Raw genomic sequence first — 12770 nt, 5'->3', positions numbered from 1 at the left:
CCTCTGGGGGATTTATTCCTGGATCACGTCGGCACCCTTGGGGATGTCGAACTTGAACTTGGACGCCGGCACAGGCTGGTTGGCCTTGACCCCGGAGAACAGGATATCGGTGCGTTGGCCGACGCTGTCGACCAGTCGCATGTTATTGATCACGCCGTTGCCAAACGACAGGGACAGTGTGTCAAACAGGGTGTCCTTGGATTTCGGCTTGAGGGTGAACTCAATGACGTTGCTGGTTTGCTTGGACGTGATGTCGAAGCTGTCGTTGATTTTCGACACATCGCCCGACAGCAACAGCGCCGGGGTCTGGTTCAGGCGCGGGTCGAGCTTCTTGATGGTCGCCTGTTCCAGGTCCGGGTCCCACAGAGTGACCTTCTGGCCATCGGAAACGATGGTCTGTTCAGCCTTGCCTTCCGTATGCCAGTAGAACAGGCCAGGGCGCTTTACAGCCATTTCGCCTGCGGTTTCCTGCAACTGGGTGCCGCCGGCATCCAGGGTCATCTGGGAAAAGCGCGCAGTCAGCGTTTGGGATTTGTCCAACAGGTTCTTCAGGCTGGCGACGGAAGCCGGGTCAGCGTGAGCCGAAACAGCGGTCAGGGCCAGTGCCGGCAACAACAGCATGCGGATAAGACGCATGGGAGTCCTCATTGAGTCGTTAGCGTGCCGCGTGCTGCCACGCGGCACGGGGTCAGTCGCGCATCTGCCCAGGGGCAATGACTTCGCGCGAGCCGTTGGTGTTCATTGCGGTCACGACGCCGGCATTTTCCATGGATTCGATCATGCGGGCGGCGCGGTTGTAGCCAATCTTGAGCTTGCGTTGCACGGCGGAAATCGACGCGCGACGGCTTTCCAGCACGAAGGCGACGGCTTCGTCGTACAGCGCGTCGGTCTCGGCATCATCGTCACCACTGCTGCCGCCGTCAAAGCCACTGCCGGCTTCTTCGACGCCCGCGAGGATGTCGTCGTTGTATTCCGGCGCGCCGCGCAGTTTCCAGGCTTCCACCACGCGGTGTACTTCATCGTCGGAAACAAACGCGCCGTGCACCCGGATTGGCAGGCTGGTGCCTGGCGGCATGTAGAGCATGTCACCGTGGCCCAGCAGTTGCTCGGCACCGCCCTGATCGATGATGGTCCGCGAGTCGATCTTGCTCGACACTTGGAACGCCATGCGCGTCGGGATGTTGGCCTTGATCAGACCGGTGATCACGTCCACCGAGGGACGCTGGGTGGCGAGGATCAAGTGGATACCGGCCGCCCGAGCTTTCTGGGCGATACGTGCGATGAGTTCTTCGACCTTCTTGCCGACGATCATCATCATGTCGGCAAATTCGTCGACCACCACCACGATGGTCGGCAGCTTGGTCAGCAGCGGCGCTTCGTCGTGAATGCTTTCGCGCTTGTACAGCGGGTCGGCCAGCGGTGTGCCGGCGTCCTGGGCCTCCTTGACCTTGGCGTTGAAACCCGACAGGTTACGTACGCCCATCTTCGCCATCAGCTTGTAGCGGCGCTCCATCTCGGCAACGCTCCACCGCAGCGCGTTGGCGGCGTCCTTCATGTCAGTGACCACGGGGCACAACAGGTGCGGGATGCCCTCGTAGATCGACAATTCCAACATCTTCGGGTCGATCATGATCAGTTTGGCGTCATCCGGGCCGGACTTGAACAGAATCGACAGGATCATCGCGTTCACACCCACCGACTTACCGGAACCGGTGGTACCCGCGACCAGCAGATGAGGCATTTTCGCCAGGTCAGTGATTACCGGCTTGCCGCCGATGTCGTGACCCAAGGCCAGGGTGACCGGCGATTTGAAGCTATCGTATTCCGGCGTCGACAGGACTTCGGAGAAGCGCACGATCTGGCGGTCTTCGTTGGGGATTTCGATACCCACGGTGGTTTTGCCGGGGATCACTTCCACCACGCGCACGCTGGTCACGGCCAGGGAACGCGCCAAGTCTTTCGCCAGGTTGGAAATACGGCTGACCTTGACGCCCGCCGCCGGCTGGATCTCGTAACGGGTAATCACCGGGCCGGGGTGGATCGAGTCCACCGTCACTTCGACGCCGAATTCCTTGAGCTTGATTTCCAGCAGGTGGCCGACGGCCGCCAGGGATTCAGGGGAATAATTAAGTTGTTTCTTTTCGGCCGGGTCGAGAATCGAGATCGGCGGCAAGGTACCTTCGACGGCGCTGTCGACAAACAACGGCGCCTGTTTCTCTTTTTGCACGCGAGCGCTGGGCTCGGGGGCCTTGGGCGGCGCCGGGGCAATCACTGGCGGCACCTGCTTCTCGCGGTCCGACATGTGCTTGCTCAGGGCTTGCTCGCGTTCGATCAGGCGTTCCTTGACCTTGGCCTGTTCGCGTCGGTCCGGCGTGCTCGGGGCCACCACCTCGTTGACGCGGGTGTCCACCTCACGCAGTTGGGCCACCATGCGTTTGCGGTCCACACGGGCCGACCACCAGCGATTAGCCGCGCCCTGGAATAGCTCCAGCAGGTCGAGGGTGATCTTGCCAGTCACGTCCATCACCTTGAACCACGACAGATCGGTGAACACGGTGAGACCGAACAGGAACAGCGCAATAAACATCAGGGTGCTGCCCTGGATATTCAGGCTCTTGCGCGCCAGGTCGCCGAGGCTTTCGCCCAGCGCACCGCCCGCACCCGCCGGCAGGCCGGTCGGCGCATGAAAATGGATATGGGCCAGGGCCGCGCCGGACAGCACCAGGAACACCAGGCCGATCAGGCGCCACGAAAACAGCCAACCGCTCCACTGCCATGGCTCGTGACGCTGGCGGAAGATCTGCCAGGTCTTTATCGCCAGCAGCAACGGGAAGATATACGCGAAGTAACCCAGCACCATAAACAGGATATCGGCGCTGTAGGAACCGGCGGGGCCGCCGAAGTTCTGCACGTCTTCGATCTTGCTGTTATGGCTCCAGCCGGGATCGTCCTTGCCATACGTGAGCAAGGCCATCATCAGGAACAGGCACAGCGCGCCGATAGCGATCAGCGCACCTTCCTTGAGGCGATAATGCAGGTGCTGGCGCCAGGCCGGCACGACTGCTGCTTTAGGTGTTGCGGCGGATTTCTTCAAAACGGGTCTTTTCCTGCGCCTTTAGCGCGTCCATCTGTTGAATGACTGCAAATACTGCCCAATCCGAGCAGCTGAAAAATGAACGAGTGTCGTTGAATCTACTTTTTAACATTGGGCGATTGCTGGATGAAATGAGGAAAGCGCCACAATGCCCGCATTGTACGGGTTTGTGACTGCGATGCCACGCCCTGGCCCTTCACCCGGCAGCCTAGCCAATTGAGTCTCACAACATGTTCAATTTGAGCATGCATTGTCTTTGCTGACAAAGGCTTATGAGCTGTTTTTATCAATCAAGGCCAGCTTGGCAAATGGCCTGCATCGAACCAACCCGATTACGACCGCGTCCCCGACACAGAGTTGCAGAAACACCTGCTCACGCTAATACGCATGAAAGGCCGATTCGGGCTGGCCCGATGGCGCCATGTCGACAATAATCAGCACTGCGCAAGCAGGTGTCATACCTGTCACTCCCCTCCCCTTCCGCAAGCCTGGATACCATGCTGACCTGGTTACAACGCGATTCACTGACCTTCCCCCCGCTGGCCAAGGCCATGCGTGAGCCCAATGGCCTGCTCGCGGCCGGTGGCGACCTGTCGGCCGAACGACTGGTGCAAGCCTACCGTCACGGCTGCTTCCCATGGTTCTCGGAGGGCCAGCCGATCCTCTGGTGGTCGCCCGACCCACGTACCGTCATACTCCCCGACGAGCTGCATGTGTCCCGCAGCCTGGGCAAACTGTTGCGCCAGCAGCGCTACAGCGTCACCTTCGACCAGGACTTCGCTGCAGTCATCCAGGCCTGCGCCGCACCGCGCGCCTATACCGATGGAACCTGGATCACCCAAAGCATCCAGAGCGCCTACCTGGAACTGCATCAGCGCGGTTACGCCCATTCGGTAGAGGTCTGGGACGACGGGGAACTGGTGGGCGGCCTGTATGGCCTGGCAATGGGCCAATTGTTTTTCGGCGAATCAATGTTCAGCCGCGCCGACAACGCTTCGAAATTCGGCTTTGCCACGCTGACTCGCCAACTACAGGCCTGGGGCTTTGTGCTGATCGACTGCCAGATGCCCAACGACCACCTGCACAGCCTGGGTGCCCGCGCCATTTCCCGCAGCGACTTCGCAGGCTTCCTGCGTGACCATCTGGACCAGCCCAACGCCGGGCCTTGGGTTTCTTAAGCGACTTGCGCACTCCTGACTTACACTTACTTCAAAGCTTATCCGAGGGTTGATCATGACCGAGTTGGCGCGTTTGAAGTTTTATGCCACTCAACCCCACTCTTGCAGCTATCTGCCCGACGAGCAGGCCACCACACTGTTCCTCGACCCCAGCCAGCCGATGGACGTGCATGTGTACGCCGATCTCTCGGAAATGGGCTTTCGGCGCAGTGGCGATCATCTGTACCGGCCGCATTGCCAGAACTGTAATGCCTGCGTGCCGGCGCGCATCCCTGTGGCGCAGTTTCTGCCGGACCGTAACCAGAAGCGCATCCTCAAGCGCAACGCCGACCTGACGGTGATGCCAGCCAAGCCGCGCTTCACCGAAGAATACTTCGACCTGTATCAGCGTTATATCGAGCAACGACACGCCGACGGCGATATGTTTCCGCCCAGTCGCGACCAGTTTTCCACGTTCCTGGTGCGCGACCTGCCCTTCTCACGCTTCTACGAGTTTCGTGCGGACGGCCGCTTGGTGGCCGTCGCCGTGACCGATTTGCTGCCTAACGGGCTTTCAGCGGTCTACACCTTTTATGAGCCTGACGAAGAACGCCGTAGCCTGGGACGCTTCGCGATCCTCTGGCAAATTGGCGAATCCCTGCGCCAGGAACTGGAGGCGGTGTACCTCGGCTACTGGATCAAGAACTGCAAAAAGATGAATTACAAGACCCAATATCGACCCATTGAACTGCTGATTAATCAAAGATGGGTCACACATAACTAGAACCCCTTGGCTTAAACACCCTTTTTCGGGCACAATGCACGCCGCTTTTGCCTGGCGCAGTTGCACCGGGCCATTCACTGGATACCGAGGGCTTTACTGCATGTCGAAAGAAGACAGCTTCGAAATGGAAGGCACTGTCGTCGACACCCTGCCCAACACCATGTTTCGTGTGGAGTTGGAAAATGGGCACGTCGTAACCGCGCATATCTCCGGCAAGATGCGCAAGAACTACATTCGTATTCTTACCGGCGACAAAGTGCGCGTCGAGCTGACGCCCTATGACTTGAGCAAAGGGCGCATCACTTACCGCGCTCGCTAAGCAAGTCAATACAAAACGCCCGGTTATGCCGGGCGTTTTTGTGTGTGCTCTTTACCTAACAAGCCCGCTCCCACATTTAATCTCCTTCGTTTTCAAGACAGCAAAAAGGCGCCTTTCGGCGCCTTTTGCTTTGTTGCGGTCAGCTATCAGGCCATTTCAGCCGTGGTTTCGAACTCGAAGGCCAGCTCGCCGTCCTTCAGGTCGATGTGCACCACGCCACCATGGTCGGAAAGCTCGCCAAACAGGATCTCTTCGGCCAGCGGCCGCTTGATCTTGTCCTGGATCAGACGCGCCATCGGGCGTGCGCCCATTGCCGCATCGTATCCGCCTTCGGCGATCCAGCTGCGCGCCGCTTCCGAGACTTCCAGTTGCACGCGCTTGTCTTCCAACTGCGCCTGGAGCTCGGTGAGGAACTTGTCCACCACACTTTTGATGACCTCATGGCTGAGGCGACCAAACTGGATAATAGTATCCAGGCGGTTGCGGAACTCCGGCGTAAAGCTTTTCTTGATCACTTCCATGGCATCAGAAGAGTGATCTTGATGACTGAAGCCAATCGAAGCCCGCGCGGCCGTTTCGGCACCGGCGTTGGTGGTCATGATCACGATCACGTTGCGGAAGTCCGCTTTGCGCCCGTTGTTGTCGGTCAGGGTCCCGTGGTCCATCACCTGCAGCAGCAGGTTGAAGACTTCCGGGTGGGCCTTCTCGATTTCATCGAGCAGCAACACGCAATGCGGCTGCTTGGTGATCGCCTCGGTCAACAGGCCGCCCTGGTCGAAACCGACATAGCCCGGAGGCGCGCCGATCAGACGCGACACGGTGTGCCGCTCCATGTATTCGGACATGTCGAAGCGCACCAGCTCGATGCCCATGGCCTTGGCCAACTGCCGCGCCGCTTCGGTCTTGCCGACGCCGGTCGGGCCTGCGAACAGGAACGAACCGACAGGCTTGTCCGGCGACTTGAGGCCAGCACGCGATAGCTTGATCGCGGTGGACAGCGCATCGATGGCCGCATCCTGGCCAAAAACGGTGAGCTTGAGGTCGCGCTCCAGGTTGCGCAGCAGCTCCTTATCGGAACTGTTGACGTGTTTAGGTGGAATCCGCGCGATCTTCGCCACGATGTCCTCGACTTGAGGCACGTCGATGCGTTTCACACGCTTCTCGACCGGCTGCAGGCGCTGGTAAGCCCCCGCCTCGTCAATCACGTCGATCGCCTTGTCCGGCATGTGCCGGTCATTGATGTAGCGCGACGCCAGCTCAGCCGCCGCACGCAGGGCCTCATCGGTGTACTCGATGCCATGGTGCGCTTCGAAGCGCCCCTTGAGCCCGCGCAGGATGCCGATGGTGTCTTCGACCGAAGGCTCGGACACATCGACTTTCTGAAAGCGACGCGCCAGGGCACGGTCTTTCTCGAAGATGCCGCGAAATTCCTGGAACGTGGTCGAGCCGATGCAACGGATATCACCCGAGGATAACAACGGCTTGAGCAGGTTGGAGGCATCCATCACCCCACCGGAGGCGGCACCGGCACCAATGATCGTGTGGATTTCGTCGATGAACAGAATCGCCTGCGGGCGTTTTTTCAGCTCGCCGAGCAACGCCTTGAAGCGCTTCTCGAAATCGCCCCGGTACTTGGTCCCGGCGAGCAAAGCGCCGAGATCAAGGGAGTAGACGACGCTGTTGGCCAGCAGGTCTGGCACCTGGTTATCCACGATGCGCTTGGCCAGGCCTTCGGCGATCGCGGTTTTACCCACACCCGCCTCACCCACCAGCAACGGGTTGTTCTTGCGACGACGCGCGAGGATCTGCGCCACGCGCTCAACTTCCAGCTCTCGCCCCACCAGCGGATCGATCCGCCCCTGGCGCGCCAGTTCATTGAGGTTGCTGGCATAGGCATCCAGTGGATTGCCCGAAGAAGAAGACTCACCACCCTCTTCGTCCTGCATCTCCTGCTCACCCTCGGAATGATCGCCGTGCCCAGGCACCTTGGAGATACCGTGGGCGATGTAGTTGACGACATCAATACGGGCAACGCTCTGCTGTTTCAGCAGGAACACTGCCTGGCTTTCCTGCTCGCTGAAAATCGCCACCAGCACGTTGGCGCCTGTGACTTCACGCTTACCGGAGCTCTGCACGTGGAAAACAGCACGTTGAAGCACCCGCTGGAAGCCCAGGGTTGGCTGGGTTTCACGGTCTTCATCGTGGACGGGAATAAGTGGCGTCGTGGAGTCGATAAACTCCTGCAGGTCATGCTTGAGTTTGTCGAGGTTAGCGCCGCACGCACGCAGAACGGTGGCGGCAGCTTCGTTATCCAAAAGTGCCAGCAGCAGGTGTTCGACGGTCATGAATTCATGACGCTTCGAACGGGCCTCCTTGAAGGCAAGATTGAGGGTGACTTCGAGCTCGCGGTTTAACATAGCTTCACCTCATACCCAAGTGGTCGGCGTTAACCGTCCTTCTCGATTTCACAGAGTAGCGGATGCTGGCTTTCCCTGGCGTACTGGTTGACCTGCATGGCCTTTGTCTCGGCGATGTCGCGGGTAAACACTCCACATACTGCCCGTCCTTCTGTATGAACGGCCAGCATTACCTTGGTGGCCAACTCGCGGTTCAGGTTAAAAAACACCTCGAGCACTTCGACGACGAAATCCATCGGTGTGTAGTCATCATTGAACAAAACCACCTTGTACATCGGCGGCGCCTGTAAAGCAGGCTTGGCCTCCTGAACAGCAATGCCTGCAGAACCGTCGTCATCATGTTCATGATCCGGTCGATCCTGATTGAATGTTAGTCGAATCTGGCTGTTTGCATGCATGGAAAGAAAGGTTCGTCAGTGGTTCAAATACAGTGGTGGGGGCGACCTGTCAGAATTTCAACTCTGACCGACTGGTCGCCTTGACTATCGGCAAATCGGTGTTACAACCAATAGAACCCACAGTGGGTAAAAAAGGTCCGCGCAGTCAACCTTATTTATTCGGGTTAGGACGGATAAACTGGATGATACTCCAGTGATGGAGTCTGGTGCAGAGGGATATGGGTATGTCTGGCGTCAAGATCAATGGAAAGAAAAAGGGCAAGGTCAAGTGGTTCAATAATGCCAAGGGGTACGGCTTCATTATTGAAGACGGCAAGGATGATGACCTTTTCGCGCACTACTCAGCGATCGAAATGGACGGGTACAAGACCCTGAAAGCGGGCCAAGCGGTAAGCTTCGAGATCATTCAAGGACCAAAAGGGCTGCACGCCGTGGGAATCTCTGCCGCTAAGGTTGATGCGCCTGAAAAACCAGCCACATCAAACGCTCCCAGCCAAAAAACGTTAACGACCTAAAAGCCCCTGAGTGCGAATATTGCAATGAAAAAACCGGTCAACTCAACCCAATGAGGTGACCGGTTTTTTTGTGCCCTTCCTTTACATATGCGAAATCAACGCATCGCCGAAGGCCGACGAAGACAGCAACTTGGCGCCCTCCATCAAGCGATGGAAGTCATAAGTCACTGTCTTGGCCGAAATGGCACCATTGGTGCCCTTGATGATCAAGTCCGCCGCCTCGATCCAGCCCATGTGGCGCAACATCATTTCCGCCGACAGAATCAGCGAACCCGGGTTGACCTGGTCCTTGCCCGCGTATTTCGGCGCAGTACCATGGGTAGCCTCGAACATCGCCACGGTGTCGGACAGGTTCGCGCCCGGCGCAATACCGATTCCGCCCACTTCTGCCGCCAAAGCATCGGACAGATAGTCACCGTTGAGGTTGAGAGTCGCAATCACGTCGTACTCAGCCGGACGCAACAGGATCTGCTGGAGCATGGCGTCCGCAATGGCATCCTTGACGACTACATTCTTGCCAGTCTTCGGGTTCTTGAACTGCATCCAAGGGCCGCCATCGAGCAGCGTTGCGCCGAATTCTTTTTCAGCAATACCGTAGGCCCACTCCTTAAAGGCGCCTTCAGTAAACTTCATGATGTTGCCTTTGTGCACGATAGTCAGCGAGTCGCGATCGTTGTCCACTACGTACTGGAGAGCTTTGCGCGCCAGACGCTCAGTGCCTTCCTTGGAGACCGGCTTCACGCCAATCCCGCAATCCTGATCGAAACGGATCTTGGTCACACCCATTTCTTCCTTCAGGAACTTGATCACCTTGATCGCCTCGGGCGAACCGGCCTTCCACTCGATCCCGGCGTAAATATCTTCGGAGTTCTCGCGGAAGATGGTCATGTCCACATCGCCAGGCTTTTTGACTGGGCTGGGCACACCTTCGAACCAGCGCACCGGACGCAAACACACGTAAAGGTCGAGTTGCTGGCGCAGGGCCACGTTCAACGAACGGATGCCGCCACCGACCGGCGTGGTCAGTGGGCCCTTGATGGACACCACGTAATCCTTGACCGCATCCAGGGTTTCCTGGGGCAGCCAGGTGTCTTGGTCGTAGACCTGGGTGGCTTTCTCGCCAGCATAAACCTCCATCCACGAGATCTTGCGCTTGCCGCCGTAAGCCTTTTCAACAGCTGCGTCGACCACCTTGATCATCACCGGACTGATGTCGACGCCGATACCGTCACCTTCGATATAAGGGATGATCGGTTGGTCAGGAACATTGAGAGAATGGTCTGCATTGACGGTGATTTTGTCGCCGACTGCCGGAACCTGAATCTTCTGGTATCCCATGCTGAACTCCATCTATGGATTAAACATCTGGCTGCGTTCGAGCCTACTCCAGATAAATGACGACTGAAACCTCACGCCAGGCTCATTTGCATCGAAAACAGCACATTTAGTCGCCTACAAGCTTGAAAGCAAAGGTAAAAGCGCCAATCTTGAGCACAACGTACGACTTTAGGTGCAACGTGGTACCTGCGACCTTTAGACCAATGGACGACACACCTTTTGTATGAAGGCTCGGCGTAAGCATAGCGACCTATGTATAATGCCGCCGCTGACCCAAGAGTCACGACAGCCGACCGCTCTAGAACAGATGCCCTCGGCTCGCAAAGCAGGACTATTACAATAGTCCACCCGCTTGACGCTCGACTGATGCAACCCAACATCACCGCGAAGAAACCTCGACATTTCGCTCATGGATGACTTTGAACGAACGCGCTCCACCCGGCGCATCTCGAGTTTCTGCGCACGCTTTCAGCAAAGAAGAGAGTTAATCCGAATATGCCCACCCGCTCGAAGATCATCTATACCTTCACCGACGAAGCCCCGGCCCTCGCCACCTATTCACTGCTGCCTATCGTAGAGGCCTTCACCGCTTCCGCTGATATTGCCGTGGAAACCCGCGACATCTCTCTCGCCGCGCGCATCCTCGCAAGCTTCCCCGAGCAACTGGGCGCCAAGGCTATCGCGGACCACCTCGCCGAACTGGGCGACCTGGCCGTTACGCCTGAAGCCAACATCATCAAACTGCCTAACATCAGCGCCTCGACCCCGCAGCTGCAAGCCGCGATCAAGGAACTGCAGGCCCAGGGCTACGCCCTGCCGGACTACCCGGAAACCGTAACCACCGACGCGGAAAAAGAAACCCGTGCACGTTACGACAAGGTCAAGGGCAGCGCCGTGAACCCGGTACTGCGCGAAGGCAACTCCGACCGCCGCGCACCGCTGTCGGTCAAGAACTACGCACGCAAGCACCCGCACAAAATGGGCGCCTGGGCTGCCGACTCCAAGTCGCACATTGCTCACATGAACAGTGGCGACTTCTACGGCAGCGAAAAAGCCGTACAGATCGAAGGTGCTGATGCCGTCAAAATCGAGCTGATCGCTCAAGACGGCACTGCGACCGTCCTGAAGGAAAAAACCTCGGTACAGGCTGGCGAAATCATCGACACCGCCGTACTGAGCAAGAAAGCCCTGCGCAGCTTCATCGCCGCTGAAATCGAAGACGCCAAGAAACAAGGCGTACTGCTGTCGGTTCACCTGAAAGCCACCATGATGAAGGTCTCCGACCCGATCATGTTCGGCCAGATCGTTGCCGAGTTCTATAAAGACGCCCTGGCCAAGCACGCGACCGTGCTGGAGCAGATCGGCTTCAACTTGAACAACGGCATCGGCGACCTGTACGCACGCATCAAGGCCTTGCCGGCTGACCAGCAAGCGCAGATCGAAGCTGACATCCAGGCGGTCTATGCCGCTCGCCCTGCCCTGGCGATGGTCAACTCCGACAAAGGCATCACCAACCTGCACGTGCCGAGCGACGTCATCGTCGACGCCTCGATGCCTGCCATGATCCGTGACTCCGGCAAAATGTGGGGCACCGACGGCCAGTTGCACGACACCAAGGCTGTGATCCCGGATCGCTGCTACGCCACCATTTACCAAGCCGTCATCGAAGACTGCAAGGCCAATGGCGCGTTCGACCCAACCACCATGGGCAGCGTGCCAAACGTTGGCCTGATGGCGAAGAAAGCCGAAGAGTACGGTTCCCACGACAAGACGTTCCAGATCAAAGCTGACGGCGTAGTCCGCGTCACCGACGGCAAGGGCAGCCTGTTGATGGAACAGAAAGTCGAGGCTGGCGACATCTTCCGCATGTGCCAGACCCAAGACGCGCCGATCCAGGACTGGGTCAAACTGGCCGTCAACCGTGCCCGCGCCAGCAACACCCCGGCCATTTTCTGGCTGGACCCACAGCGTGCACACGATGGCGTCGTGGTCGAGAAAGTTCAGGCTTACCTGAAAGACCACAACACCGAAGGCCTGGACATCCGCATCATGTCGCCCGTCGACGCGATGAAGTTCACCCTGGAGCGCACCCGCAAGGGCCTGGACACCATCTCGGTGACGGGTAACGTGCTGCGTGACTACCTGACCGACCTGTTCCCGATCATGGAGCTGGGCACCAGCGCCAAGATGCTGTCCATCGTGCCGCTGATGAACGGCGGCGGCCTGTTCGAAACCGGCGCTGGCGGTTCGGCCCCGAAACACGTTCAGCAACTGGTCGAAGAGAACTTCCTGCGCTGGGACTCCCTGGGCGAGTTCCTGGCCCTGGCCGCCTCCCTTGAGCATTTGGGTGTGACGTACAACAACCCGAAAGCCCTGGTACTGTCCAAGACCCTGGACCAGGCCACCGGCCAGTTCCTCGACAACAACAAGTCGCCATCGCGCAAAGTCGGCAACATCGACAACCGCGGCAGCCACTTCTACCTGGCGCTGTACTGGGCTCAAGCCCTGGCCGCTCAGACCGAAGACACTGCACTGCAAGCGCAGTTTGGCGAATTGGCAAAAACCCTGACCGCGAACGAAGCAACCATCGTTGCCGAACTGAACGCCGTACAGGGCAAGCCAGTGGACATCGGCGGCTACTACGCGCCAAGCCCTGAGCTGACCAGCAAGGCCATGCGTCCGAGCAACACGTTCAATGCAGCAATTGCCAAGTTGAAGTAAGGTTGTAAGGATGCAAAGAAGCCCCGG

General features: G+C 58.3%; 10 protein-coding genes. 5 read left to right on the top strand and 5 right to left on the bottom strand.

Going from position 1 to position 12770, the window contains the following annotated elements; genetic code table 11:
* Positions 1-12 precede the first annotated feature (12 nt).
* Both lolA and AACY44_RS20420 read right to left on the bottom strand, forming a co-directional pair.
* Positions 13-636, bottom strand: a complete 624-nt coding sequence (lolA, locus tag AACY44_RS20425; RefSeq protein WP_339421023.1) for an outer membrane lipoprotein chaperone LolA — start codon at positions 634-636, stop codon at positions 13-15.
* Positions 637-688: 52 nt separating this feature from the next.
* A complete protein-coding gene (locus tag AACY44_RS20420) occupies positions 689-3094 on the bottom strand; it encodes a DNA translocase FtsK (RefSeq protein ID WP_339421021.1) in 2406 nt (801 codons plus the stop codon).
* 497 nt (positions 3095-3591) lie between these two features.
* Here AACY44_RS20420 and aat point away from each other — a divergent pair, with 497 nt between their 5' ends.
* The 3 genes from aat to infA all read left to right on the top strand — a co-directional run bounded on the left by aat (position 3592) and on the right by infA (position 5354).
* Positions 3592-4272 carry a leucyl/phenylalanyl-tRNA--protein transferase gene (gene aat, locus AACY44_RS20415; RefSeq protein ID WP_339421019.1) on the top strand — a complete coding sequence of 227 codons (681 nt, stop codon included), beginning with the start codon at positions 3592-3594 and terminating at the stop codon, positions 4270-4272.
* 55 nt (positions 4273-4327) lie between these two features.
* Positions 4328-5035 carry an arginyltransferase gene (locus tag AACY44_RS20410; RefSeq protein WP_339421017.1) on the top strand — a complete coding sequence of 236 codons (708 nt, stop codon included), beginning with the start codon at positions 4328-4330 and terminating at the stop codon, positions 5033-5035.
* A gap of 100 nt (positions 5036-5135) precedes the next feature.
* Entirely contained in the window at positions 5136-5354 is a 219-nt protein-coding gene (gene infA / locus AACY44_RS20405; protein ID WP_002553999.1) for a translation initiation factor IF-1, read from the top strand.
* A 146-nt stretch (positions 5355-5500) separates the two neighbouring features.
* On the opposite strand, the gene clpA is transcribed toward infA, so the two are convergent.
* Both clpA and clpS read right to left on the bottom strand, forming a co-directional pair.
* A complete protein-coding gene (gene clpA, locus AACY44_RS20400; RefSeq protein ID WP_339417863.1) occupies positions 5501-7771 on the bottom strand; it encodes an ATP-dependent Clp protease ATP-binding subunit ClpA in 2271 nt (756 codons plus the stop codon).
* Positions 7772-7800: 29 nt separating this feature from the next.
* Positions 7801-8169, bottom strand: a complete 369-nt coding sequence (clpS, locus tag AACY44_RS20395; protein WP_101271708.1) for an ATP-dependent Clp protease adapter ClpS — start codon at positions 8167-8169, stop codon at positions 7801-7803.
* Between the two features lie 224 nt (positions 8170-8393).
* Between clpS and cspD the strand changes: the two genes are divergently transcribed.
* Entirely contained in the window at positions 8394-8684 is a 291-nt protein-coding gene (gene cspD / locus AACY44_RS20390; RefSeq protein WP_370467904.1) for a cold shock domain-containing protein CspD, read from the top strand.
* A gap of 81 nt (positions 8685-8765) precedes the next feature.
* On the opposite strand, the gene icd is transcribed toward cspD, so the two are convergent.
* Entirely contained in the window at positions 8766-10022 is a 1257-nt protein-coding gene (gene icd / locus AACY44_RS20385; RefSeq protein WP_339417871.1) for an NADP-dependent isocitrate dehydrogenase, read from the bottom strand.
* 495 nt (positions 10023-10517) lie between these two features.
* Here icd and AACY44_RS20380 point away from each other — a divergent pair, with 495 nt between their 5' ends.
* Positions 10518-12743 (top strand): NADP-dependent isocitrate dehydrogenase, encoded by a 2226-nt coding sequence (locus AACY44_RS20380; RefSeq protein WP_339417873.1) that lies wholly within the window; start codon positions 10518-10520, stop codon positions 12741-12743.
* The last annotated feature ends 27 nt before the right edge of the window (positions 12744-12770 follow it).

Origin of the sequence: Pseudomonas sp. RA_15y_Pfl1_P11 (assembly GCF_963970975.1) — a bacterium.
GTDB lineage: Bacteria > Pseudomonadota > Gammaproteobacteria > Pseudomonadales > Pseudomonadaceae > Aquipseudomonas > Aquipseudomonas tritici.
The sequence above is the reverse complement of the archived record's forward strand: the minus strand, read 5'-3'. Positions and strand labels throughout refer to the sequence as shown.